Source organism: Natrononativus amylolyticus (genome assembly GCF_024362525.1).
Taxonomy (GTDB): Archaea; Halobacteriota; Halobacteria; order Halobacteriales; family Natrialbaceae; genus Natrononativus; species Natrononativus amylolyticus.
Window position 1 is genome coordinate 2,231,834 of the sequence record NZ_CP101458.1, and the last position, 25,723, is coordinate 2,257,556.

A 25,723-nucleotide genomic window follows, 5' to 3' on the forward strand; every position below is an offset into this window, starting at 1 on the left:
GTCGAGTGTGTGGGAGCGGTCGGTTCCACCCGTTCGGAACCAGTTTTTGTGTACGACTCATATAGAAACTGTGGACAAACTATTTATCACTGATTCACCTTCCCACACGTATGACCGCAGGCCCAGCGATCGACGAGCTACACTACGAGGAGGCACCGAACGTCGACGACGTTCCCGGTCCGCGCTCGCGGGAACTGCTCGAGACCCAGCGGGAGATCGACAGCAGCGCGGTCGCCTACCCCGAGGACATCCCGATCGCCTTCGAGGAGGGAAAGGGAGCGACGGTTCGGGACGTCGACGGCAACACCTACATCGACATGTTCGCCGGCATCGGCGTGCTCAACGTCGGTCGCGCGAACCCCTACGTGCTCGAGGCCGTCCACGAGCAGGCCGACAAGCTCGTCCACACGGTCGACTTCCCGACCGAAGCGCGCCTCGAGTTGATCGAGAAACTCGACGAGATCGCTCCCGACGAGCTCCGGGGGAACCAGAAGGTCGTCTTCGGCGGCCCAACCGGCAGCGACGCCATCGAGGCGTCGATCAAACTCGCGAAGTACAACACTGGCGGCGATGGCCTGATCGCGTTCCGCGGGGCGTACCACGGCGCGACCACCGGCGCGATGAGCCTGACCTCGAACAAGGGGTTCAAGGAACGCTACACGCCGCTGCTCCCCGAAGTCGTCCACGCGCCCTACCCCGATCCGTTCCGCCAGGAGAAGGCGCCACAGGAGGCCGTCGATCACGCCTTAGAGGAGGTCCAGGCGATCGTCGAGGACCCCTACGGCGGGCTCGCGAACCCGGCGGGCATCTTCGTCGAACCGATCCAGGGCGAAGGCGGCGTGATCACCCCGCCGGAGGGGTTCCTCCAGGGACTACGCGACATCGCCGACGACAACGGCCTTCCGCTCGTGTTCGACGAGATCCAGAGCGGACTCGGCCGCACCGGCCAGTGGTGGGCCAACGACTGGGAGGGCGTCACGCCCGACGTGATGACCTCGGCGAAGGCGCTGGGCGGCGTGGGCTTCCCGTTGTCGGCGACGATCTACCACGAGGATCTCGACACCTGGGGATCGGGCGACCACGCCGGCACCTACCGCGGTCACGTCGTCGCGATGCGAGCCGGCACCCGCGCCATCGAGTACATCCAGGACCACGACCTGCTGGCTCACGCCCGCGAACTGGGCGAGTACATCCGAGATCGGCTCGAGGAGATCGCCGACGACAACGAGTTCCTCGGGGACGTCCGCGGTCGGGGGCTGTTCATCGGCGCTGAGTTCGTCGACGGCGGCGAACCCGCCCGCGACCTCGTCGACGAGATCCAGCAGTACTGCTTCGAACACGGCGTCCTCGTCTGGACGGCCGGCCGGCACGGCAACGTCCTCCGGCTACTGCCGCCGCTCGTACTCACCCGCGACCTCGCGGAGACGGCGCTGGACGTGATCGCCGACGGGATCGAACACGCCACCGCCGACGCGCGGTAACCCACCCGTGCGCTCGAGTCGATCCGCGTCCGAAAATACGCCGAGTGCGCCCCTCCCGTAATCGGAGTCGGCGACGCGACATCGCCGCTCCGCGCTCGCGTTTTCGAACCGATGCGGACGGCGGTTTCGTCGGCCGTTCAGCGATGTCTGTGACATTAAGTAGTTCCGCTTCGTAGCCTCGGGAAACCATGTCTCGCGACGTACGATCCCGGCTGGCGGGGTTACGACGTGACTTCCACCGCCACCCCGAACCGGGCTGGTGTGAGTTCCGGACGACCGCCCGGATCGTCGACGAACTCGAGCGGATCGGCGTCGACGAGCTGTACGTCGGCCGCGAGGCCCTCTCCTCGGCCCACCGGATGGCGGTTCCACCGGAGTCGGAGCTCGTACCGTGGCTCGATCGCGCCCGCGAGGCGGGCGTTCGCGCCGACGTACTCGAGCGAACCGCCGACGGCCACACGGGGGCGGTCGCCGTCCTCGAGCGCGGCGAGGGGCCGACGGTCGGCCTCCGTGTCGACATGGACGGCATCTCGCTCCGGGAGTCGACCGAGGCCGGCCACCGACCCGCAGACGAGGGGTTTCGCTCCGAACACGACGGGTACATGCACGCCTGCGGCCACGACGCCCACGCGACGATCGCGCTCGGCGTTCTGGAGGCGGTGAAAGAAGGCGAGTTCGCGGGCACGTTCAAGGCGTTCTTCCAGCCGGCCGAGGAGATGTCCGGGGGCGGGAAGCCGATGGCCGAGAGCGGCCACGTCGACGACGTCGACTACCTGTTCGCCGTACACCTCGGCCTCGAGAACCCGACCGGAACGGTCGTCGCGGGCGTCGAGAAGCCGCTGGCGATGGCCCACCTGACCGCGACGTTCGAGGAGGCGAGCGCCCACGCCGGGAAGGCGCCCGACGGGGGCGCGAACGCGATGCAGGCGATGACGACCGCGGTCCAGAACGCCTACGCGATCCCCCGCCACAGCGAGGGGATGACCCGGGTGAACTTCGGGCGCGTCGAGGGCGGCACCGCGAGCAACGTCATCGCCGAGGAGATCACCCTCGAGGGCGAGGTTCGCGGGGAGACGACGGCGCTCATGGAGTACACTCGGACGGAACTCGAGCGGGTGCTGTACGCCGCCGCGGAGATGCACGACTGCGACGTCACCCCCCGGGTCGTCAGCGAGTCGCCGCGAACGGACAGCGACGCCCGCCTCCGCGATTTCGTCGGGGAGGTCGCGGCGACCGTTCCGGGCGTCGAGCGCGTCGTGCCAACCGCCGACTTCGGGGCGAGCGAGGACGCGACCTACCTGATGGAGCGCGTCCAGCGAAACGGTGGACTCGCGACGTACCTGCTCGTCGGCACCGACCACCCGACGAGCCACCACACGCCGACGTTCGATATCGACGACCGCAGCCTCGAGATCGGCGTCGACGTGCTGACTGACAGCGTCATCGCGCTCTCACAGCGCCGGCCGTAACCGGCGCGGACGAACATACAGTAACTGTAGACGACGCGAGCGAGCGGCGGGAAACGGAAACTGTAGACGAGCGCGGTGGACCTGCAAGGCGGTGAACGCCGTCCCGAACTCCGTATTCGAAACCGGCGGCGCGTACGCGGCGGCGGTGACCCGAAGTGTGGGTCACCGCCTCGAGTGGTCCCTCAATCGATCTCTCGGCGAACCCAAAGGTTAATTCGCTCAATAACCGTCTTTCGTGTATGGAACAGGAGGACACGCCCGAATCACTTCGGATGGCCGCCGACTCGGATCGGCCCCGCGGAATCCTCACGCCCTCCGACCGCGACTTTCTGCTGGGTCGCAAAACCGACTACACGGAGCACTCGAAAAAGCAGAAGCGAAACCGCATTCGCCGGCGAGTGCGGAACGCGATCCTCGACTTCAGCCTCCTCTTCGAGTATCTGGAAGAGCGCGACCGGAAGACGGTGTTCGACCCCGATACGGAGGACCGCGACGCCTACACCCAGGGAATCACGGACATGCTCGCGTTCTTGCACCTCGGCACGATGGGGTATCACACGCCGTTCAAGGACATGCTCTCGGAGGGCGTCGGCAAGGCAGAACAGCGCCTGGCCGGCTCGAACTACCGGATGGTGACCGTCGAGTTCAACGTCGAGCCCGTCGGCCAGATCGACGTCGACGCGGTCATCGAAAAGCTCGAGAACGAGGAGTTCGCCCAGCTCACCGACGAGGAGCTTCGGGCGTACGTTCGGTTGTTGACGATGTCCGAGGCGTTCGCTCCGGAAGCGACCCGCGAGACGATCGAAGAGCGGGTCGACGAGTTCGCAGACCAGGTGACCGAGAGCGCCGACGCCCGCGAGCGAAAGCTCGAGGAACTGACCAACTGACCGATCGCGCCTCCGTCCGGTGCCCGACCGGCCTGGGTAATCCCACGTTTGCTCACCGATTCGGGAGTCAGTTTCGTCGTATTTCAGTAACTGACGGAAGTATTGAGAGATGCGCGTTCTGATGTGTTACCGAGACGAAGCGAGTGAGTAAACGTAATCTGTGTATGGCGAGTACGAAAAGGAAATGTTTATGCGAGAGACTGACAACCGGTTCGGTATGCCATCGCGACGCATGGCGATCGTGGAGCGGAGTAGGTGTCGACCACCGGCGAACCGCTGTCCGCCCACCGGGGGTGACACGCCGTGACAGACGGGGGGGACGGGACGATCGGCAGGTTCCTCGAGGAACTGGACCTGGTCGTCTTCGCTTTCGGTGCGCTGTTGTCGGTTGGGGTGATCGTCGCGTTCTTCGTCGATCGGAGCTTCGTCGAGAGCAGGATCGACCTGATTCACGGCGAGATGCTCAGCTACCTGAGCTGGGCGCTGCTGGTGATCGTGTTCCTCGTCGTCGTCTTCCTGCTGTTTCTGATCGTCGGGCCGTGGGGGAAGATCAGACTCGGCGAGGAGGAGCCCGAGTACAGCTTCTTCTCGTTTTTCGCGATGCTGTACTCCGCGGGGTTCGCCGCCGGCGTCGTCTTCTGGGGGCCGACGGAGGGGCTGTTCTACTACGACGATCCGAACCCCCTGTTCGGCGTCGAAGGCGGGACGAGCGAGGCCGTTCCACTGGCGATCCAGCAGACGCTGTTCCACTGGGCGCTGCCCCAGCTGGCGGTGTTCACCATCATGGGGATCGCCATCGGCTACTTCGCGTACAACTACGAGGGGGTGCCCCTGCGCGTCTCCTCGGCGCTCACGCCGCTCATCGGAAAGGACAACCTCGACGGACCGTTCGCGAAGCTCATCGACATCCTCGCAGTGTTCGCGACGATCGGCGGCGTCGCGACCTCGCTCGGGTTCATCGGCAGCCAGTTCGTCACCGGCCTCGATTACCAGTGGGGTCTCGACTTCGGTGACACCGGAATCCTCCTCGTCGTGACGACGATGACGGTGCTGTTTACGATTTCGATGGTTCTGGGGATCGACCGCGGCATCCGGCGGCTCTCGAACTTCAACATGGGGCTGTTCGCCCTGCTCACGCTCGCGACGTTCATCGTCGGTCCGACGATGTTCCTCGTGCTGGTCGGCGCACAGGCGATGGGTGGGATGATCAGCGACTTCGTCGCGATGAGCCTCTACACCGGTGCTGGCGAGGGCGGCACCGGCTGGGTCGAAGACTGGACGGTCTTCTACTGGGCGTGGGCGCTCTCGTGGTCGCCGTTCGCCGGGCTGTTCATCGCCCGCATCTCCAAGGGCCGCACCGTCCGAGAGGTCGCCTTTACGGGCATCGTGGCGACGTCCGCCGCGACGATTCCGTGGTTCACGTTCGTCGGCGGCACCGCCGTCTGGGCACAGCACACCGGCGCCGCGGACTTCGGTGAGGTGCTGGCGGGCGACGCCGGAGCGGAGGTCTCCGGGTTCATCCTCTTCGAGGCGCTCACGTTTTCGATGGACCTCGGCGTGACCGAGATCACCGTGCCCGTCGGCTCGGCGTTGATCCTCGCATTCATGATCCTCGTGACGACGTTCTTCGTCACGTCGGCGGACTCCTCGACGCTCGCCGTTTCGATGATGACCACCGGCGGGAAGGCCCAGCCCTCGACGATCAACCGGCTCTTCTGGGGGATCGTCCTCGGGCTGACGGCCGCGATCCTGATGATCCTCGGCGGCGACGCCGGCGCCGGCGCCCTCGAGCAGGCGGTCGTCATCACCGGCGCGCCGTTCGCGTTCGTCTGCTTCCTCGCGCTGGTGTCGCTGATCAAAGACTTCAGCGGCAGTCAGGGTCGCCTGTTGCTCCAGGAGCGGACGGTGCTCTTCGGCTCGAGTTCGTCGAAATCCGACGACTCCACCGCGACGGCCGATCCGACAGACGACTAACGACCGCGCATCGCACCGGAATTCATAACAACATTTAATGGACGGCGTATACATAATCTGTGTATGGACAGGGACACCGCCGAACCGGAGGTAGACGTGTTCCCCGGGCCGAACGCCCAGCGATGGGTCGAGTTCCACGGGTCGAACGCGGCCCCGAGCGAGTACTCCCACGAGTTCGTCTGGGACGTCACCCGCGAGGCCGACGGACCGTTCGTCACGGACGTCGACGGCAACGTTCTGCTCGACTTCACCTGCCACATCGGGGCGGCGCCGCTCGGCTACAACAACGAGAAGCTCCTCGAGAAACTCGAGGCGTTCGACCTCGTCGAGCCGATGAAGATCGCCGGCCAGGACATGTACTTCGGGGCCGGCCCCACCCCCGAGGAGTCGGCGGTGCCCGGCTCGAGTCACCTGATGGAGAAACTGGTCGAGGTCTCGAGTCAGTACGGGATGGACACCGTCTTCCTCTCGAACTCCGGCGCCGAGGCCGTCGAGAACGCGATGAAGATCACGAACGACTACCGCGCGCCAGCGAAGTACGGCGTCGCCTTCGCCGGCAGCTTCCACGGGCGCACCGTCGGCACCCTCTCGGTGACGAAGTCGAAGGAGATCTACACCCGCCACTACCCCCAGATCGACGGCATCGAGACGGTGCCCTTTTGTGCCGACCGGGGCTGTGACGCGGGCAGTTGCGACTGCGGCTTCTTCGCCGGCGGCGGTTCGCAGCTGCGGAACTCGCTGTCGCCAGAGGGCGGCCACCTCAACCCCGAGGAGATCGCCTTCCTGATCCTCGAGCCGATCCAGGGCGTCGGCGGCTACCGCTTCCCCAGCGAGGCGTTCATGCAGGAAGTGGCGGACGTCACAAGCGAGTACGACATCCCGCTCGTCGTCGACGAGATCCAGTCGGGCATCGGCCGCACCGGCGAGATCTGGGCCTCGGACCACTACGCGATCGAACCCGACGTCATCTCGGCCGCGAAGGCGCTGCGCGTCGGCGCGACCATCTCCCGGTCGGAGATCTTCCCGAGCGAGAAGAACCGGCTGGGCTCGACGTTCGGCGGCGGCGACCTGCTCGGCTCGATGATGGGCGCGCTCACCCTCGAGGCCATCGAGGAGTACGATTTGCTCGAAAACGCCACCGAGCGCGGCGAGCAGGCGAAGGAACTGCTCCGCGACGACACACCGGATCACGTCGTCGACGTCCGCGGGAAGGGTCTGATGCTCGCCGTCGAGTTCGACACGCCGGAGCGTCGAAACGACGTCGTGAAGGAGTCGCTCGAGCGCGGCCTCCTGACGCTCGGCTGCGGCAAGAAGACGATCCGGCTGCTCCCGCCGCTGGACTCGAGCGAACGCGAGATCGAGCTGGGCATCGGAATCTTCTGCAAGGCCGTCGAGGCGGTCGGCTCGAGCGCGAAAACGGCGTAATCGAGAGTTCTACGCGGTGTCCTCGAGTTGAGCCATGAGCGTTCGTGAGTCGAAGTAGGCCCAGTTCTCCTGGATTTTCCCCTCCGAAATCACCGTTTTCGACATCCCTGCGAACGCCACTTCACGCCCGGTCGGCGGGATACCCTGCCACTCCCCCCTGTGTGTGCCCGTCACCGTCCACTCCCACATGACGATGTCGTCGTCAGCGAGCATATCGTCCACCGTTAATTCGAAGTCGGGGAACGCCGCCTCCTGTTCGCGCTGCATAGCTTCCGCTGCGTCGCGGCCACGGACTTCGTCGATCGGCAGATGAAACGTGAACGTATCGGACAGCACGTCCAGCTTTGAAAGGTCCCCGTTCCGCAAGTCAACGTAGTCACTCATGAGTCGGTCCACATCCGGTGTCGTTGCTTCTGGCATGGCTGGTCACCTTCCTCATCGGTGAGCGTCTGTCGATACTGGCCCCGTTCGTCCGCGCTGGTACGCCGAAGGACGCTCACGGACGATACGCCATGAGGTGTGTTAGCTATTTTCATTCCCGAACGGGAGGGTTCCCTCCGACGGGACGCGAGGTGCGACCCGTTTTACTCGAGATCGCTCTCGGCCACCGACACCCCCTCGAGTTCACTAATCGCCTCGAGTACGCCCGCCAGCTGCTCGGGACCGCTCCCCTCGAGTCCCACCGTCACCGGCACCCGGTTGGGCTCGTCGCCCGCCCCTCGCCGGGCGCGCTCGAGGACGTCCAGTTCCGCGCCCTCGGCCTCGATCACCTCGATCACGTCGCCGATTCGCGTCGGCCACCCCGCAAGCGCCAGCCTGGCCTCGGCGTAGCGCCCGCGTTCGTAGAGGCCGGTCCGCGTTAGCTCCGCGTGTTCCGTGAGGTTCACGTTGCCGCCCGAAACGACGACGGCGACGTGCTCGTCTGCGAGATCCAGATCCTCGGAGAGCGCGGCCGCCAGCGGCGCGGCGCCGGCGCTCTCGGCGACCGTCTTCGCGCGCTCGGCCAGCAGCGCGACGGCGGCAGCGATCTCGCGGTCGCTGACTGCCACCACGTCGTCGACGACTTCGCGGGCGTTCGCGAACGTGGTCTCGAGCAGTCGCGTGTCCGCGATCCCCTCCGCGATCGTGTCGACGTCCTCGAGTTCGCGGATCTCGTCGGCCTCGAGCGACGGCTTGGCGTGGAAGGCGCCCTCGGGCTGGACGCCGATCACGCGGATCGCGGGGTCGTGTGCCTTCAACACGGTGCCGATCCCCGAGACGAGCCCGCCGCCGCCGATAGCGACGAGGACGGTATCGAGGTCGGGATACTGCTCGAGGAGTTCGAGGCCGATCGTCCCCTGGCCGGCGATGATCGCCGCGTCGTCGAAGGGGTGGACGAACGTCTCGCCGGTCTCTCCCGCTCGCTCGAGGGCGTACTCGTAGGATCGCTCGTAGATCTCGCCCTCGATCACGACCGCTGCGCCGTACCCTCGAGTGGCCTCGATCTTCGCCGCGGGCGTCACCTCGGGGACGACGATCGTCGTCTCGATCCCGAGGAGCTCGCCCGCCAGCGCCACTCCCTGGGCGTGGTTACCCGCGCTCGAGGCGATCACCCCCGCCTCGCGCTCGTCGTCGGAGAGCTGTGCCATCCGGTTGTACGCCCCGCGGATCTTGAACGAGCCCGTCCGCTGGGTGTTCTCGAGTTTGAGGCCCACCGAGGCGGCTCCGCTCAGTTCGGCGAAGGTGCTCGAGGTGTCGAGCGGCGTTCGGTGGACGACGTCGGCGATCCGGTCTCGAGCGTCCTCGACGTCCGCGAGCGAGACGCGGTCCTCGGGCGTCTCGTCCCCGCTCATTCGTCGTCCTCTACCTGCGGTACCGGGTGACGGCGCTCGAGTTCCCGGATCGTCTCGACGAGGACGGCCACGCCGTGGTCCAGACTGCGCTCATCGACGTCGAACGTGGGCGTGTGATGGCTCGTCGGGTGGTCGGTGCCCACGATCAGGTACGTCGCGAGCCCGCCTTCCTCCTGCACCCGTTCCATCAGGTACGTCGCGTCCTCGCTCGCCCCGAAGTCCGCCGCCGGGAGCACCCGCTCGATCCCGTCGACCTCGCTCGCCACCTCGCTGACCAGCGCCTGCAGTTCGGGGTCGCTGTCGGCTCGCGGCGACTCGCTGACGACCTCGACGTCGGCCCGACAGCCGTGGATCGACGCCGCGCCCTCCACTGCCCGCTCGAGACGTCTCTTCATGTACTCCATCAGCGCCGTCGTCTCCCCGCGGACCTCCGCCTCCATGCGAGCGCGTTCGGCGATCACGTTGCTCGTCGTTCCCGCCTTCGCCCGGCCGACGTTCACCCGGGTCATCCCCCCGCTGTGGCGGGGAATACCGTATATGCTCTCGATCGCCGCACCCATGGCGTGCATCGCGTTGTCGCCCCGCTCCGGGGACTGTCCGGCGTGGGCGGAGTTTCCCTCGATCGTGACGTCGAGGTGGGCCATCGCCAGCGGCTTCTCGATTCCGGCGACGACCTCGCCGGTGGGGTGGTCGAGGCCGACGTGAACCGCGAGCAGGTAGTCGAGATCCGCGGCGAACTCGCTTCTCGCCATCGGGCAGCCGCCGCCGCCGCTCTCCTCGGCCGGCTGGAAGAAGACGACCAATCGCCCGGAAAAGTCACCGTCGGAACTCCGTTCCGACGAGGATCGCGATCCGTCGGATCGCTCACCGCTCTCGGCGATCGTCTCGAGCGCTGCCAGCCCCCAGGCCATGTGGACGTCGTGGCCGCAGGCGTGCATCGTCCCGTCGATATCGGAGCGAAAGCCCTCCGCGGCGGGGACGTGGTCGTCGTCGGTCGACTCCTCGACGAACAGCCCGTCGATGTCGACGCGCAGCCCGATCGCGGGACCCTCGCCGCGCTCGAGGACGGCGACCGCGCCCGTGTTACCGCCGGCCATCCGCTCGAGGAGGTCCGGATCGGCGCCGCGCTCGCGGGCGCGCTCGAGCCAGGGCTCGAGTTCCCCGTCGGGAACGGCCATCCGGTCGGCGGGGTCGTAGGCGTCGGGTCCGACGGCGAGTTCGTCGACGTCGATGGTCCGAAGCTCCTCGACGACCCGGGCGGTCGTGTAGAATTCGCGCCACGCGGGTTCGGGGTGGCGGTGGAGGCTCCGTCTGAGGGAGACGAGGCGGTCCCGTATCGGCTCGTTCATGCGAGTTGCTGACGCGTCCCAGGGACTTAGTTATACACAATCTGTGTGTATGTCGGGTACACAAAAAGGATAAGAGACGCGGTGACAATCGTACAACGACGAACAGCGTCTCCGCGACGCGGAATCCACAATGAGCACTCAGCCAGACGTCGTCGTCCTCCGCGAGGGGACGGAAGGGTTATCGATGGAATCGTACGCAGACGCGCTCCGCGAGCGGCTGCCGGAGCACACCGTCGCGCTCGCGCGAACGCCCAGAGACGAGCGCGAACTCGTCCCGCAGGCGCGCCTCGTCACCGGCATCACGATCGAGGAGGCGCTCCTCGAGGAGGCGGATCGCCTCGAGCTGTTCGCCTGTACGTTCGCGGGCACCGACCACGTCCCGATGGACGCGCTGGCCGACCGCGGCGTGGCCGTGACGAACGCGGGCGGCATCCACGCCCCCGGCATCGCCGAGCAGTCGATCGCGAACATGCTCGTCTTCGCGCGGAACCTCCACGAGGGGTGGCGCCGCAAGCGAAACGGCGAGTGGCGCCACTTCCAGTCGTTCGAGTTCACCGACAGCACGGTCACGGTCGTCGGGCTCGGCTCGATCGGCCAGGAGATCGTGAACCGACTCGAAGGATTCGACGTCGAGACGATCGGCATCCGCTACACGCCCGAGAAGGGGGGCCCGACGGACGAGGTCCTGAGTTTCGAGGCAGACGACGTCCACGAGGCCTTTTCGCGCAGCGATTACGTCGTCCTCGCCTGCCCGCTGAACGACCTCACCCGCGGGCTCGTCGACGCGGACGCGCTGGCGACGCTACCCCCGAACGCCGTGGTCGTCAACGCCGCCCGCGGCGGGATCGTCGACACCGACGCGCTCGTCTCCGCGCTCCAGTTCAACGGGATCCGGGGGGCCGCCCTCGACGTCACCGATCCCGAGCCCCTCCCAGGGGATCACCCGCTGTGGGACTTAGAGAACTGCCTCATCACGCCCCACACCGGCGGGCACACGCCCAAACACTGGGATCGGCTGGCCGGCATCGTCGCCCGCAACGTCCGCGCCCTCGAGGAGGGAGGCGACCTCGAGAACGCGGTCTACCGGCCGAACTCGAGCTGAACGATGGCGGGCGATCACTCGCGTTCTCCGGCTGCCGGCCCGGACCGCGGTTCGACGACCGACCACAGCGACCAGACCGCGAGCCCCGACGAGACACGGCTGGGACCGCCGGCGGACCCGCGTGCGGGCGACCCCGCGGCGGATCCGCGGGCAGACTACGACTACGTCGGCGGCGACCGCGAGCGGCCGGCCCTCGTTTCGGAACTCGAGTCCCGCGTCGCGGGCGAGGTCCGCTTCGACGAGTACACCCGGAGCCTGTACGCGACCGACGCCAGCGCCTACGAGGTGACGCCGATCGGCGTCGTCTGCCCGCGCTCGACGGCCGACGTCGCGCAGGTCGTTTCCTACTGCGCCGAGGAGGGGATTCCGGTCCTCCCGCGCGGCGGCGGCACCAGCCTCGCGGGCCAGGCGGTCAACGAGGCCGTCGTCCTCGACTTCACGCCCCACATGAACGGCCTGCTGTCGGTCGACCCCGAGAGCCGACGGGCGACGGTCCAGGCGGGAGCGGTGCTCGCCGACCTCAACGACGAGCTCTCGCCCCACGGGCTGAAGTTCGCCCCCGACCCCGCCGCCGGCAACCGCAGCACGGTCGGCGGCGCGATCGGGAACAACTCGACGGGAGCACACTCCCTGCAGTACGGCAAGACGGACGCCTACGTCGAGGAGTGCGAGGTGGTCCTCGCCGACGGCTCCGTCGAGCGCTTCGGCGAGTTGACCGTCGCGGAGTTGCGCGAGCGGGCCGACCCGGAGGGCGAGTTGCTCGAGCGGATCTACGACGCCCTCCGGCGAGTGATCGACGAGGAGGCGGACTCGATCCGCGAGGTGTTCCCGCAGCTGAAGCGCAACGTCTCGGGGTACAACCTCGACCGACTGGTCGCCGAAGCCTACGGCGATCCGGACGCGTTCGACGAGCGCGCCGGTGGCGCCCTCGAGGTCGAGGGCGTCGAACCCGACCCCGGCGCGACGGTCAACCTCGCCCGCGCCTTCGCCGGCAGCGAGGGCACCCTGGGCGTGATCACCGAGGCGACGGTGGGCCTCGAGCCGGTGCCCGAGACGACGGCCGTCGCGCTGCTGACCTACCGCGATCTGCGGGCGGCGATGGCCGACGTCGACACCATCGTTCGCGGCCACGATCCGGCGGCCATCGAAGCCATCGACGACGTGCTGATCGACCTCGCCGAGCGGACCGAGGAGTTCGCCCCGGTCGCCGAACGGCTCCCGGCGGGAACCGAGTCGGCGCTGCTGGTCGAGTTCTACGCCGAGGATGCGGCGGACGGCCGTGAGCGGGTCGCGGCGCTGCTGGCCGATCGGTTGCCCGACGAGGCGGTGCCGGCGCCGGACAGCGCCGTCCCGGTGGGGGACACAGCGGAGCCCGTCCGCGCCTTCGACGCCCTCGAGGCCCACGCTCCCGACGAGCGGGCCGAACTCTGGAAGCTCAGGAAGAGCGCGGCGCCGATCCTCCTCTCGCGGACCTCGGACGCGAAACACATCTCGTTCATCGAGGATACGGCGGTGCCGACGGAACACCTCGCGGACTACGTGACGGACTTCCAGGCGATGCTCGAGGAACACGACACCTTCGCGAGCTTCTACGCCCACGCGGGACCGGGCTGCATGCACATGCGGCCGCTGGTCGACACGAAAAGCGAGGCCGGACTCGCGGAGTTCGAGGCGATCTCGGACGCGGTGACGGACCTCGTCGTCGAGTACGGCGGCTCGGTGTCGGGCGAACACGGCGACGGCCGCGCCCGCACCCAGTGGAACCGCAAGCTCTACGGCGAGGACGTCTGGGCGCTGTTCCGGGAGCTGAAGACCGCCTTCGACCCCGACTGGCTGTTGAACCCCGGCACCGTCTGTGGCGACCACGACATGACCGAGCACCTGCGGTTCGATCCCGACTACGAGTTCGAGGCGGGGCTCGAGCCCGCCCTCGAGTGGGAGAACGAGAACGGCTTCCAGGGGATGGTCGAGCTCTGTCACGGCTGTGCGGGCTGTCGGGGCGCCCAGGAGACCACCGGCGGCGTGATGTGTCCGACGTTCCGCGCCGCCGAGGAGGAGAGCCTGAGCACCCGCGGGCGGGCGAACATGCTCCGCCGGGCGATGAGCGGCGACCTCGAGGCCGACGCGACGGATACGGAGTTCATGGCCGAAGTGATGGACCTCTGTATCGGCTGTAAGGGCTGTGCGCGGGACTGTCCCAGCGAGGTCGACATGGCGAAACTCAAAGCGGAAGTCGAGCACGCCCACCACCAGGAGTACGGCTCGAGCCTCCGCGACCGCGTGTTCGCGAACGTCGACCGGCTGAACGCCGTCGGCTCCGCGCTCGCGCCGGTGTCGAACTGGGCGGCCTCCCTTCCGGGGTCCGGACTCGTCGCCGAGAAGGCGCTCGGCATCGCCCGCGAGCGCGACCTCCCGTCGTTCGCGGGCGAGAGCTTCGAGGACTGGTTCGACCGCCGTGGCTCGAGAATTCCGCTCGACGAGGCTACTCGACGGGTTCTGCTCGTCCCCGACACCTACACCAACTACAACCACCCCAGGGCGGGGAAGGCGACGGTGCAGGTGCTCGAGAACGCGGGCGTCCACGTCCGAATCCCGGAGGGGGTCACCGCGACGGGCCGGCCGGCGCACTCGAAGGGCTTTCTCGACGTCTCCCGCGAGCGCGCCCGGACGAACGTCGACGCCCTCGCGCCGTACGTCGAGAACGGCTGGGAGGTCGTGGTGGTCGAACCCTCCGACGCGGTGATGCTCCAGTCCGATTACCTGGATCTGCTGTCGGGGCCGGACGTCGAAGCCGTCGCGACGAGCACCTACGGGATCATGGAGTACCTCGATCGGTTCGATCTCGTCGATCGCCTCCCGCTGTCGCCGCCCGGCGAGCGCCTGACTTACCACGGCCACTGCCACCAGAAGGCGACGAAGAAAGACGGCCACGCCGCGCGAGTGCTCGAGGCGACGGGTTACGAGGTCGACGCGCTCGACTCGGGCTGTTGCGGGATGGCCGGCAGCTTCGGCTACGAGGCCGAGCACTACTCGCTGAGCCGGGCGATCGGCGACGTCCTCGTCGATCAGGTCGAGGCGAGCGACGGCGAGACGGTCGTCGCGCCGGGGGCGTCGTGTCGCTCACAGCTCGCGTCCTACGAGGGACGCGAGGAGCCGCCGCACCCGATCGAGAAGGTTTCGGGCGCGCTCGGCCGGTGAGCCGGCGAGCGGCCGGGTGATCGGTCACTCCACGAAGCCCTGTCTCGGTCCCGCCCGTGCGGCGAGGAGAAACGACCCTCGAACCCGCGCTACGGCCAGAGCCCGCGCATCGCCTTCGCCTCGGCGATCCGGGAGAGCGCCACCACGTAGGCGGCGTCGCGCCAGGTCAGCTCCTTCGCCTCGACCTCGCCGCGAACGTCGTCCCAGGCGTCGAGCATGTGTTCCTCGAGTTCCTCCTGAACCCGATCCAAGCTCCACTGGCGGCGGTTGATGTCCTGGAGCCACTCGAAGTAGCTCACCGTCACCCCGCCCGCGTTCGCGAGGATGTCCGGGATCACCGGCACGCCCCGTTCCTCGAGGATGCTGTCGGCGGCGAACGTCGTCGGGCCGTTGGCGCCCTCGACGACGATGTCGGCGGCGACGTCGCCCGCGTTCTCGGCGGAGATGACGTTGCCGACCGCGGCGGGGACGAGCACGTCGACGTCGAGTTCGAGGATCTCCTCGTTGGTAAGCGTCTCCGGGGCGTCCTGCTCTAGGACCGCCTCGGGCTCTTCCTCGTGCGTCGGAATCGACTCGATGTCGAGGCCGTCGGGGTCGTAGATCGCGCCGTTGACGTCGCTAACGGCGACGACGCTCGCCCCCCACTCGTCGAGCAGTCGGGCGGCGTTGGCGCCGACGCTGCCGAAGCCCTGCACCGCGACGGTGGCGCTCTCGAGGCCGATATCGTAGTGGTCGATCGCCTCGCGGGTGACGATCGCGACGCTGCGGCCGGGGGCCTCCTGGCGACCGTAGGAGCCGCCGATGACCGGCGGCTTGCCGGTGACGACGCCGGGGGTCGTCTCGCCCTGTTGCATCGAGTAGGCGTCCATGAACCAGGCCATCGTCTGGGCGTCGGTCCCCATGTCCGGGGCGGGAACGTCCTTCGTCGGGCCGACGACGGCGCGCAGCTCCTCGGCGAACCGGCGGGTGAGCCGCTCGGTCTCGCCCTCGCTCAGCTCCTTCGGGTTGACGGCGATGCCACCCTTCCCCCCGCCGAAGGGGAGGTCCATCACGGCGCACTTCCAGGTCATCCACATCGAGAGCCCGATGCACTCCTCCGTGTTCACTTCGGGGTGATAGCGCAGCCCGCCCTTGTAGGGACCGCGGACGTCGTCGTGCTGGGCGCGGTAGCCCGTGAAGACGTCGACGGAGCCGTCGTCGCGCTCGAGCGGGACCGAGACCTGCTCGACGCGGGTCGGGTGTTTCAGCCGCTCGATCACGCCCTCGTCGACGTCGACGTGGGCGGCGGCGCGCTCGAGCTGGCGCCGGGCGGTCACGAGCGCCGAGTCGATCTCGGGCGAGTCGGGTTCGGCTTCCTGGGTAGATTCCATACTCATCTCAAGCGGTGAACAGTCGTCGCGGGAACGCCGCAAGTGTTTCGACTCCGTCCGCGGTGACGACGAACGTCTCGCTGATCTCCATGCCGATCGCCTCCGTCCAGATGCCGGGGATCATGTGGAACGTCATGTTCTCCTCGAGCACCGTCTCGTCGCCCGGCCGGATGCTCGCGGTGTGCTCGCCCCAGTCCGGCGGGTAGCCCAGTCCCATCGAGTAGCCGATCCGATCCTCCTTCTCGATACCGTACTGCGCGATGGTCTCGCGCCAGGCCTCCTCGACGGCCTCGCAGGTGACGCCCGGTTCGGCCGTCTCGAGGGCCGCTTCGATCCCCTCGACGACGATGTCGGCGGCCTCCGCGAGCTCCGCGGGCGGGTCGCCGACGAACGTCGTCCGGGCCAGCGGGGAGTGGTACCGGTGGCGACAGCCCGAGAGTTCGATGATCACGGGGTCGCCCTCTTCGAACTCGCGGTCGGTCCAGGTGAGGTGTGGCGTGTCGGTGTGATCGCCCGAGGGCATCAGCGGGACGATCGAGGGGTAGTCGCCGCCGAACTCGTCGGTCCCCCGGATGAGGGCGTCGTAGATCTCCGCCGCGACCTCGTACTCGGGGACACCCTCGCCGATCGCGTCGATCCCCGCCTGCATCGCGTTCTCCGAAATCTGGGCGGCCTGGCGCATGTACTCGAGTTCCTGCTCGGACTTCTCGATGCGGACCCAGCCGACGAGCAGCGTCGTGTCCTCGAACTCGGCCTCGGGGAGGTTCTGTTGCAGGCGCGTGTACGACTTCGCGGTGAAGTAGGCGGCGTCCATCTCGAGGCCGATCCGGCCGTCGGCGACGTCGCACTCCTCGAGCACGCCCGCGAGGTAGTCCATCGGGTGCAGGTCGTGCGGCGAGTGGACGTGATCGTCGCTGTAGGAGCGGATGTTCTCCTCGGCGAGCCAGGTCGTCGCCCGCGCGCCGCCGGCGTCCATCTCGCGGCCGACCCAGATCGGTTCCTCGCGCTCTCGCGTGAGCACGAGCGCCTGGTGGACGTAGAACGACCAGCCGTCGTACCCCGCGAGGTAGTTCATGTTCGCCGGATCGGAGACGACGATCGCGTCGAGGTCGGCCTCCGCCATCCGCTCTTTCGTCCGCTCGATGCGCCGTCGGTACTCGCCGTCGCTGAACACGTCGCCTGGCATGCAGTCTATGCGACAATCACCCACGGGCGGCAAAAGTTTTTCGTGTACAATGAATACAGTTAGTGTATACGGTACCCCGTCCTCCGGAACCCAGACCGGGGACCGCTACTGAGAGTCCTCGAACCGAAAGCCGCCGACGCGAACCACCCCCGGTTAAGTTACGGGCTGTCATCCGCTGTGACATGGCAGTACTCGAGACGGTCGTTATCGCGTTCTGGGCGATGTTGCCCGCCTACGTGCCGAACAACGCGGCGGTGCTCGCCGGCGGCGGCCGGCCGATCGACGGGGGGCGAACCTGGAGCGGGTCGCGAATCCTCGGCGACGGCAAGAGCTGGCGGGGGACGTTCGCGGGTATCCTCGCCGGACTGCTCCTCGCCGGCGCGCTGACGCTCGTCGCCGACGACGTGAGCGCCGCGATCGGGTTCGAGGTGCCGGCGTTCACCCCGCTCGCGGCGGTCGGTCTCGCCGCCGGAGCGATGCTCGGCGACATCCTCGCCTCGTTCGTCAAGCGCCGCACGGGCCGCGAGCGCGGCGCGATGTTCCCAGGCGTCGACCAGCTCGACTTCGTCGTCGTCTCGCTCCCGCTCACCGCGTTGCTCGCCACCGAGTGGTTCTTCGAGTGGTTCACCTGGGGCGTCATCCTCGTCGTCGTCGTGCTCACGCCGATCCTGCACGTGACGACGAACGTGATCGCCTACAAACTCGGGCTGAAGAACGAGCCCTGGTAGGCGGCCCTGGCAAACGAGCGGAATCGTTATTAGTCGTACTGACAGTTTTCGTGACATGTACGCGCCCTCCAGGCGATCGCTCCTCGCAACCGGCGGGGCGGTGTTCTCCGCGTCGCTCGCCGGCTGCCTCGAGTCCGAGGTGGCCTCCCTCGAAACTACCGCGCCCGAACCCGGTTCGTGGCCGCTCACCCACTACGACGCGGGAAATTCGAGCTACAACGAACACGCCGACCCGCCGGAGGGGGAACCCGACGTGCGCTGGCGCATCGAGACGGACCAGGCGTTCACCGGCGTTCTCGTCGCGGACGGAACGGTCGTCGGCTACGGCGACGGCGGGCTTCACGCCGTGGATCTCGAGGACGGCGACTCGAGGTGGAACCGAGACGGCGAGATCGGTACCGCAGGGATCGCGGACGGAACGGTCTACGCCGCCGGCGTCGCCGACGACGAAGACGACGAGGAAAGCGAGTTCGCCGCGTTCGAGCTCGCGGACGGCGAGACCGTCTGGACCGCGAGCAGCGATCCGCAGCGCTGGTTCGGCAGCCTCCTGGTCGCAGAGGAGGTCGTGATCACCGCCGGCGCAATGGCCGCCCCCGGCTACGACACGAGGACCGCCGCCCGCGACCGAACGGACGGGGAGATCGTCTGGACGCTCGAGTCGGGCATAGTCGCCGGTCTCTCCGACTCGATGCTGTACACCAGAGCGCCCGGCGAGTTCTCGAGGTTCGATATGGCCGATACCACGTTCCCCTGGTCGGAGACGGATCCCGAACCGGTCTGGCAGGTCGACATGCGCGAATCGCAAGCGACCCATCCGCCGGCGATCACCCACAGGGGGCTGTTCGCCGGTCGGGTGACCTCGGGGCCGCTCTACGGACGCGCCGCCGCCGCCCGGTACGAGCTCTCGAGCGGCCAGATGTGGTGGTCGACCGAACCGCGAGGAACCCGGGCGTCGACGCCGGCGCTCGTGGGCGGGGCGGGGTACGTCGCTCAGACCGATACCGGCTCAGACCGGGGCTACATTACCGAGATCGACGTCGACGACGGCGGCGAACAGTGGCACGTCGAGATCGACGGATGGGTGACCAAAACGCTCGTCGCCGGAGACGTGGTGCTCGCGTTCGGACAGACGGAACGAGACGGCGACGGACTGCTGTTCGCCTTCGATCGCGAGGGATCGGACCTCTGGACCCTCGAGTTCGATTCGCCGCCCGGTTGGCGAGGGGTCGCCGCCGTCGAGGAGACGATCATCGTCGCGACGGAAGGCGGCGAGCTGCTCGCACTCGAGGCCCCGTAGCGAACGCGACGACCGCACGGTCGACCCCGGCGCAGCGTTTCACACCGCTTATCTCGCTCCGGTGCGCCACTCTCGGCAATGGCGAACCAGGAGCTCATCGACGCGCTGCGGGCCGCAGACGCCGTCCAGTTCGGCGAGTTCGACCTCTCCCACGGCGGGACGAGCGAGTACTACGTCGACAAGTACCTCTTCGAGACCGACCCCCGCTGTCTCGAGCTGATCGCCGAGGCGTTCGCCGAGCGCCTCGAGCCGGGGGCGAAGATCGCAGGCGTCGCCCTCGGGGCCGTCCCGCTGGCGGCGGCGACCAGCGTCGCCGCGGGCGTCCCCTACGTGATCGCGCGCAAGCAGCGAAAGGAGTACGGTACCGGGAATCTCGTCGAGGGACGACTCGAGGACGGCGAGGAGGTCGTGGTGCTCGAGGACATCGTCACTACCGGGACGAGCCTCGTGGAAGCGGTCGAGTCGCTGCGCGAGGCGGGCGCGACCGTCGAGCGAACGCTCGTCGTCGTCGACCGCGAGGAAGGCGGCCGCGAGACCGTCGAGGCGGCGGGCCTCGAGATGGAGTCGCTGGTGACTGCCAGCGACCTGCTCGCGGATCGGGACTGACTCGCGTCCCGTCGCGCCCCCGATCCGGTTCACTTTCACTTTCGTTCCGCCTGGCAGACATCTTTGTGGGGACCTTCCCTGGGTCGAGTATGGACGATCGAGTCAGGCGCCACGCCGAGATCCTCGTCGACTACTGCACCGAAATCCGGTCCGGAGACACCGTGCTCGTCCGCGCACCGAGGCCGGCCGAGGACCTCGTCGTCGCCCTCTACGAGCGGATCGGCGAGCGCGGCGCGCACCCGATGACCGAGTGGCTGAACCCGCGTGCCGGCCGCGCCTACGCCCGCGCGATGGACGCCGAAGACTTTGCGACGAAGGATCACGCGCTCGCGGCGATGCGGGAAACGGACGTCGTTATTCTGGTCAAGGCCTCGAGCAACGCCGCCGAAGGGAGCGACGTCGACTCGGCAAAGGGGCGGGCCTCGAGTCGCGCGAAGCAGCCGATTCTTCAGGAGCGCCTCGAGACCCGGTGGGTGATCACCCAGCACCCGACGCCCGCGGACGCCCAGCGAGCGGAGCTGAGTACCGAGGCGTGGGCCGACTACGTGTACGGCGCGATCGATCGCGACTGGGACGGCCAGCGCGAGCGCCAGCAGCGGGTGGCGGACGCGCTCGACGATGCGGACGCGGTGCGACTCGTCTCGGGCGACGACACCGACCTTCGCCTCTCGATAGCCGGGATGACGACGATCAACGACGGCGGGAGGGAGAATATGCCCGGCGGCGAGGTGGCCACGTCGCCGGACCCCGGCTCCGTCGAGGGGGAGATCCGCTTCGACGTGCCGCTCTACCGACACGGGCGGGAGATTCGCGACGTGACCCTCGTCTTCGAGGAGGGCGTCGTCGTCGATCACGCCGCGAGCCACAACGAAGTGGCGCTGACGAGCCTGCTCGAGACCGACGAGGGGGCGCGCCGCGTCGGGGAACTCGGTATCGGAATGAACCGCGGCATCGATCAGATCACGGACAACATCCTGTTCGACGAGAAGATGGGCCAGACCGTCCACCTCGCGCTCGGGTGCGCGATGGAGGAATGCGTCCCCGACGATCGACCGTTCAACGAGAGCGCCGTCCACGCGGACGTTCTCGCGGACGTGAGTCGCGACTCGTACATCGAGGTCGACGGGGAGGTGATCCAGCGAAACGGGGCCTTCTGGTTCGAAGACGAGTTCGACGAGACGCCCGAACCGGGTTTCGGATCGGCCACGGGCGTAACGGATTACTGCCCGTAGGATTCGAACTGCTCGAGAACCGTCTCAAGCTGCGCGTCCGACAGCGTCTTCGGCTCGAGGCTGGCGGCCGTCGACTGCAGATACAATCGAGCCAGGCTCTCGACGTGGACGGTGTTCTCGAGTGCGGTCTCGAGGTTCGCGGCGGTCACCACGAGGCCGTGGTTCTCGATGAAGCAGGCGGTCGACTCCGCCTCGGCCATCGCCGTCACGATGTTCTCGGCGAGTTCGTCGGTCCCGTAGGGGGCGTACTCCGCGACGGGGACGCGCTTGCCGACGGCGACGATCATGTAGTGGATCGGCGGCAGCGAGTGGTGACAGACCGCCATCGCCGTCGACCACGGCGAGTGGGTGTGGACGATCGCACCGACGTCCTCCCGGCGGTAGATCGAGCTGTGCATCGGTACCTCGCTGCTGGGCGCCATCTCGCCGTCGCGGCGCTCGCCGTCGACGCCGACGACCGGCGTCTCTCGAACGTCGAAGCTGTCGTAGGGAACGCCCGTCGGCGTGATCGCGAAGGCGTCCGCGTCGTCGCCCGCCCCGCGGACGCTCAGGTTCCCCGTCCGGCCCGGGGTGAGCGAGGCCAGTTCCGATGCGTGCTCGACGACCTGTCTGCGCTCGTCTTCGAGAATCACAGTACCACCTCGGTTAGCGCTTCGAACGCATCTATCCTGTGGTCCGGGGCGCGCTGGCCCTCGAGCGGGCCGTCGCCCTCCCAGTTCCACAGCACCGTCTCGAGTCCCAGGGCGTTCGCGCCGACGACGTCCGCGTCGACGTTGTCCCCGACCATCACCGCCCGCGAAACCCGGCAGTCGAGGCGAGCGAGTGGGAGGGTGAACATCACTGACGCCGGCTTCTCCTGACCGGTCTCCTCGGAGGTGACGAGCGCGTCGAGGTAGGGCTCGAGACCCACCGCCTCGAGTTTCCGGAGCTGGACGTGGGTCGTGAGGTTCGTCGTGACCCCGACGGCGATCCCGTTCTCGCGAAGGGTCTCGAGGGTCTCCTCGACGCCCGGAAACAACGCCATCGCCTCGACGTAGGCCTCCCAGTAGGCCTCGCCCAGCGCCCGCGCGTCGCCGGGTTTCGGCGTTCCCGTCCGTCTCTCGAGGGCCCGTTTGAAGTAGAGGTAGCGCTCGTGGGAGGCCGCTCGCCCGGCGAGGTCGAGCTTGACGTCCCGGCGACCGGTTCGGTAGAACTCCTCGAACGCCTCGCGCTCGAGGTCGTAACCCCGCTCGCGGGCGACCCGGTGGGCGGCCCTCTTCCCCGCCTCGTTGCAGGGGGAGTAGGGGTACAGCGTGTCGTCGAAGTCGAAGAGGACGGCGTCGACGCTCATAGGACGCCCTCACCGGCGAGAGAAAAACGCGTATCGGTCTCGGTCGTCACTCGATCGGCATCGAGCGGTTCCGCAGTGCCGCGTCGCAGGTCGGGCAGGTGAGCGGGTGATCGTCCGCGACCACGACGAGACCGCAGTCGAGACACTCGTACTCGACCTCGCCCGCCGACTCGTAGCCGACGTCCCAGAGTCGGGAACGGGCGTCGTCGCTCGAGCGGTCGGCGCTGTCGTCTGGCACAGCGGATTGAGAGTCCATACGCTGCAATTTTTGCCGAGCGGGGAAAGTGACTCCCGTTTACAGTTAAATGGGCGAGAGTGCAGGAGGGTTTAATAATAAACTATGCTCCGGATCGACCGTCGAGCGCCGCGTCGAAGAGCTTGCGCTGTGCGGCGCGGATGTGCTCGTAGAAGGCCTGGGGCGAGATCTCGAGCGTATCGGCGACGGCTTCGCCCGTGTTCTCGCGCGGGGACGCGAAGTAGCCGGCGTGGTAGGCGGTCCTGACGACCTCGGCCTGCCTGTCCGTCAGCCGGTCGATGAACGTCGATGGGACGGTCCGATCGGCGGGGGAACGCTCCCGCTGGGCGCGGAGTTCGGCGGTCGGGTACCGCTCGGTGAGGAGGTCGTCGACGGTGCGCGTCGCGACCGGGGGAGAGACGGCGACGACGAGTCGCAACTCGTCGGCGTCGGCGACGAGTTCGCGCAACTCGGCGCCGTGGTCGGCCAGCGCGGTCGCGACGAACGGCGGTCGGAGTCGCAGCTGAACGACGCCGCCGTTCTCGCCGTCGGTGACGGTCCGGGCGCCGAGGACGTCCGCGAAGCCGTCGGCCGCCTCGAGGAGGCGCGCCGGCGGCGCTCCCTCGACGGTGACGAACGCGAGCACCCGGTCCTCGCGGTGGATCACGCCGTCGAGGGTGAGCGTCGTCCCCGTGCGTGCTGCGAGCCGGCCGAACAGGTCGTCGGGCCGGTCGACCCGGTACTCGAGTTCGGTTCCCGGGTCGCCGAGCAGCGCGTCCTTTCGCGCGACGGCGCTGATGGCCGAGCCGACGGTCTGGCCCAGTTCCCCGAGGACGCTGCGGGTGACGTCGTCGAAGGCGTCGGCGCGGGTCGCGTAGACGGTGAGCGTGCCGTGGCTCGCATCGTCGGCCAGCAGCGGGACGCTCACGACCGACTGGAAGCCGGCGGCGAGCGCGGCGGTTCGCCACGGCGCGGCGCGGGGCGCGTCGGCCACGTTGTCGACGGCACAGGGCGCGTTCTCCGTCGCCGCCCGGACGGACGGCTCTCGCGGGTCGCCGCCGCTCTCGAACGCCCGGTCGAGGTAGCCCCGGTCCGCGCCGGCCCACGCCCGCGGGTGGACGACCTCCCCCGAACCCGCGTGTTCGCCGATCCACGCGAGGGCGAAGCGATCGGCGCCGACGAGACGCTGGCAGACGGCGTGTTCGATCTCCTCGCGGGTCTCCGCCCGGACGATCGCCCGGTCGACCTCCCGGATGAGGTCGTTGATCCGGTTGGCCCGCTCGAGCTGGCGGTTCTGCTCGCTGAGTCGACGGTCGCGCTCGCGGAGTTCCTCCTCGCGAGCGAGGCGATCGAACGCGGCCTCGGCGGTCGTCGCGACGAGTTCGGCGACCTCGCGGGTGACGTCGTCGATCGCCTCGTCGCCGACGACGAACACGCCGTGGTCGCCAAGCGACACGCCCAGCGCGCGACCGCCGTCGACCTCGCTTCCGATCCGTGCGTCGGGGACGGGGTCGCCAGTCAGGAACGCCCGGCCCAGATCGGAGTCGCCGGGTTCGACGGGGTGAAGCGGACCGTACCGACGTTCCATCGACGGGCTGCGAGCGTCGGGCCGGAGCAGGTTCGTCGACTGGTCGTACCGGTACAGCGCCACCGCGTCCGTCGAGAGCACGTCCGTCGCGTCGTCGACGACGACCTGGCCGATCTCGCCGGCGGTTTCGGCGTACGAGAGGTCGTGGGCCGTGTCGTGCAGCGCCGACAGCGCTCGCTCCCGTTGCTTTCGCTTCGTGACGTCCCGGCAGCTGTACAGCGTCGTCCCCTCCTGGATCGAGACCTCCTTGACGTTGACCAGCAGCGTGTGCTCGTCGCCGGCCTTGTCGTGGGTGGTACACTCGAGGTTCGTGAGGACGCCCCGCTCGCGGAGTTCGTCCGGGTCGTACAGGTCCGAACCCAGGAGCTCGTCGATCGTCCCCATCGCCTCGATCTCGTCGACCGTGTAGCCGAAGATGAAGTGGACGTTCGGGCAGATGTAGGTGAACCGCCCCTCGTCGTCGGTGACGAGGACGGTGTCGGTCATGTTGTTGAGCGTCACCCGGTGGAGTTCCTCCGAGCGGCGCAGTCGCTCGGCGAGTGCAGCCCGCTCGCTGACGTCGATCGCCGTCGCGAGCAGGCGACCCTCGGTTGCGGGGCGAACGCTCACCTCGACCGTCGCTCGCGTATCGGGATCGACGAACGCCGTCGTCTCGAGGCTGGCTTCCTCGCCCGCCAGCGCCCGGCGCACCCGCGCCCGAAGCTCCTGGGTGTCGCCGGCCGTCCACCACGGGCCGTCCCACCACGGCTCCCCCGCGAACCACTCCACGTCGCCGTCGACGGCCGCGGTTGCCGTCCGGTTCGCCCGGAGAACCGTCCCCTCGCGGTCGAGCACCCACCGGAGGTCGCCGTCGTCGAACGCGGCGTCGAACAGTCGCGCCCGCTCCGTGCGTTCGCGTTCGTCGGCGAGCGGTTCCCGCGCCGCCTCGAGAACGGTCCCGACCGACTCGAGTTCGTCGTTCGGGAGCGGCGTCACGTTCGCCCTCGCCGCCGTCGCACTCGCGAGGTCGCCGGAGAGCGCGTCGACGCAGACGACGACCGGCAGCGACGACTGCCGGTCGCCGAGGGTATCGAGCCACTCGAGAGCCGCGCCGTCCGCGCCGTAGACGACGACTGCGCCGGCGCCGTCTATGTGCTCGAGCGACCCCGTTCCATCGCCGGCGGTCCGAACCGGTGCGGGCTCGAGGGCGGCGACGACGTCGCGGCGCCACTCCGGCGGGCCCACGACGAGGACGGGACCGTCGACCCCAGTTTCCGGTTCCATGCGCCCTCGGTAGCCAGTACTGACACATATCTCCCCCGGTCGGTTCAGCCACGGCGATCCGATCTCGCTCGGGGTCGAACCGCTCGCAGACCATCACAACGCTTTTATCTCGAACCGGACTATCCGTAGCCACGATGGTAGGTGTCCGCTTTACAGGGGCTCTCGCCCGCT

20 protein-coding genes are annotated in these 25,723 nt (G+C 68.2%); 11 read left to right on the top strand and 9 right to left on the bottom strand.

The features are described from left to right. The first annotated feature begins 110 nt into the window (after positions 1–110). From NMQ11_RS11780 to NMQ11_RS11800, 5 genes are all read left to right on the top strand, one after another. Positions 111–1,481, top strand: coding sequence for an aspartate aminotransferase family protein (locus tag NMQ11_RS11780; protein WP_255168372.1), 1,371 nt, complete (start codon positions 111–113; stop codon positions 1,479–1,481). Between the two features lie 188 nt (positions 1,482–1,669). Next, entirely contained in the window at positions 1,670–2,950 is a 1,281-nt protein-coding gene (locus NMQ11_RS11785) for an amidohydrolase (protein ID WP_255168374.1), read from the top strand. Positions 2,951–3,189: 239 nt separating this feature from the next. Then, on the top strand, positions 3,190–3,837 hold the full coding sequence (locus tag NMQ11_RS11790) for a DUF8102 family protein (RefSeq protein WP_255168376.1): 648 nt from the start codon (positions 3,190–3,192) through the stop codon (positions 3,835–3,837). A gap of 303 nt (positions 3,838–4,140) precedes the next feature. After that, on the top strand, positions 4,141–5,811 hold the full coding sequence (locus NMQ11_RS11795) for a BCCT family transporter (RefSeq protein WP_255168378.1): 1,671 nt from the start codon (positions 4,141–4,143) through the stop codon (positions 5,809–5,811). Between the two features lie 63 nt (positions 5,812–5,874). Further along, positions 5,875–7,236: a class-III pyridoxal-phosphate-dependent aminotransferase gene (locus tag NMQ11_RS11800; RefSeq protein WP_255168379.1), complete on the top strand. Its 1,362-nt coding sequence runs from the start codon at positions 5,875–5,877 to the stop codon at positions 7,234–7,236. Between the two features lie 9 nt (positions 7,237–7,245). Here the strand turns inward: NMQ11_RS11800 and NMQ11_RS11805 are convergent, their stop codons facing one another. The 3 genes from NMQ11_RS11805 to NMQ11_RS11815 form a co-directional block, all read right to left on the bottom strand. Next, a complete protein-coding gene (locus NMQ11_RS11805) occupies positions 7,246–7,656 on the bottom strand; it encodes an ester cyclase (RefSeq protein WP_255168381.1) in 411 nt (136 codons plus the stop codon). 164 nt (positions 7,657–7,820) lie between these two features. Further along, positions 7,821–9,068: a threonine ammonia-lyase gene (gene ilvA / locus NMQ11_RS11810; protein ID WP_255168383.1), complete on the bottom strand. Its 1,248-nt coding sequence runs from the start codon at positions 9,066–9,068 to the stop codon at positions 7,821–7,823. After that, positions 9,065–10,417 (bottom strand): amidohydrolase, encoded by a 1,353-nt coding sequence (locus tag NMQ11_RS11815; RefSeq protein WP_255168385.1) that lies wholly within the window; start codon positions 10,415–10,417, stop codon positions 9,065–9,067. Before NMQ11_RS11815 ends, ilvA begins: the two co-directional genes overlap by 4 nt. A 130-nt stretch (positions 10,418–10,547) precedes the next feature. Here NMQ11_RS11815 and NMQ11_RS11820 point away from each other — a divergent pair, with 130 nt between their 5' ends. Further along, a complete protein-coding gene (locus tag NMQ11_RS11820) occupies positions 10,548–11,519 on the top strand; it encodes an NAD(P)-dependent oxidoreductase (protein WP_255168387.1) in 972 nt (323 codons plus the stop codon). Positions 11,520–11,522: 3 nt separating this feature from the next. Next, positions 11,523–14,717, top strand: a complete 3,195-nt coding sequence (locus NMQ11_RS11825; RefSeq protein ID WP_255168390.1) for an FAD-binding and (Fe-S)-binding domain-containing protein — start codon at positions 11,523–11,525, stop codon at positions 14,715–14,717. Positions 14,718–14,806: 89 nt separating this feature from the next. Here the strand turns inward: NMQ11_RS11825 and gdhB are convergent, their stop codons facing one another. Next, a complete protein-coding gene (gene gdhB, locus NMQ11_RS11830; protein ID WP_303848858.1) occupies positions 14,807–16,093 on the bottom strand; it encodes a glutamate dehydrogenase GdhB in 1,287 nt (428 codons plus the stop codon). 1 nt (position 16,094) lies between these two features. Next, positions 16,095–17,273, bottom strand: a complete 1,179-nt coding sequence (locus tag NMQ11_RS11835) for a M24 family metallopeptidase (RefSeq protein ID WP_255168392.1) — start codon at positions 17,271–17,273, stop codon at positions 16,095–16,097. Between the two features lie 182 nt (positions 17,274–17,455). On the opposite strand from NMQ11_RS11835, the gene NMQ11_RS11840 reads away from it, so the two are divergent. From NMQ11_RS11840 to NMQ11_RS11855, 4 genes are all read left to right on the top strand, one after another. Beyond that, the gene (locus NMQ11_RS11840) at positions 17,456–18,001 is read left to right on the top strand and encodes a CDP-2,3-bis-(O-geranylgeranyl)-sn-glycerol synthase (protein WP_255168394.1); all 546 of its coding nucleotides are present in this window, start codon (positions 17,456–17,458) and stop codon (positions 17,999–18,001) included. Positions 18,002–18,056: 55 nt separating this feature from the next. Further along, positions 18,057–19,298, top strand: a complete 1,242-nt coding sequence (locus tag NMQ11_RS11845; RefSeq protein ID WP_255168396.1) for an outer membrane protein assembly factor BamB family protein — start codon at positions 18,057–18,059, stop codon at positions 19,296–19,298. A 78-nt stretch (positions 19,299–19,376) separates the two neighbouring features. Beyond that, entirely contained in the window at positions 19,377–19,904 is a 528-nt protein-coding gene (gene pyrE / locus NMQ11_RS11850) for an orotate phosphoribosyltransferase (protein WP_255168398.1), read from the top strand. Positions 19,905–19,993: 89 nt separating this feature from the next. Then, positions 19,994–21,136: an aminopeptidase gene (locus NMQ11_RS11855; RefSeq protein ID WP_255168400.1), complete on the top strand. Its 1,143-nt coding sequence runs from the start codon at positions 19,994–19,996 to the stop codon at positions 21,134–21,136. Here NMQ11_RS11855 and NMQ11_RS11860 read toward each other — a convergent pair. From NMQ11_RS11860 to NMQ11_RS11875, 4 genes are all read right to left on the bottom strand, one after another. After that, positions 21,124–21,768 (bottom strand): ribulose-1-phosphate aldolase, encoded by a 645-nt coding sequence (locus NMQ11_RS11860; RefSeq protein WP_255168403.1) that lies wholly within the window; start codon positions 21,766–21,768, stop codon positions 21,124–21,126. The two genes, NMQ11_RS11855 and NMQ11_RS11860, sit on opposite strands and share 13 nt — an antisense overlap. Further along, positions 21,765–22,466: a ribulose-1,5-bisphosphate 5-phosphatase gene (locus NMQ11_RS11865; RefSeq protein WP_255168405.1), complete on the bottom strand. Its 702-nt coding sequence runs from the start codon at positions 22,464–22,466 to the stop codon at positions 21,765–21,767. The genes NMQ11_RS11860 and NMQ11_RS11865 overlap by 4 nt, the downstream gene beginning before the upstream one ends. Before the next feature lie 46 nt (positions 22,467–22,512). After that, positions 22,513–22,722 (bottom strand): rubrerythrin-like domain-containing protein, encoded by a 210-nt coding sequence (locus tag NMQ11_RS11870; RefSeq protein WP_255168407.1) that lies wholly within the window; start codon positions 22,720–22,722, stop codon positions 22,513–22,515. An 82-nt stretch (positions 22,723–22,804) separates the two neighbouring features. Further along, positions 22,805–25,552, bottom strand: a complete 2,748-nt coding sequence (locus NMQ11_RS11875) for a bacterio-opsin activator domain-containing protein (RefSeq protein ID WP_255168409.1) — start codon at positions 25,550–25,552, stop codon at positions 22,805–22,807. Positions 25,553–25,723 lie beyond the last annotated feature (171 nt).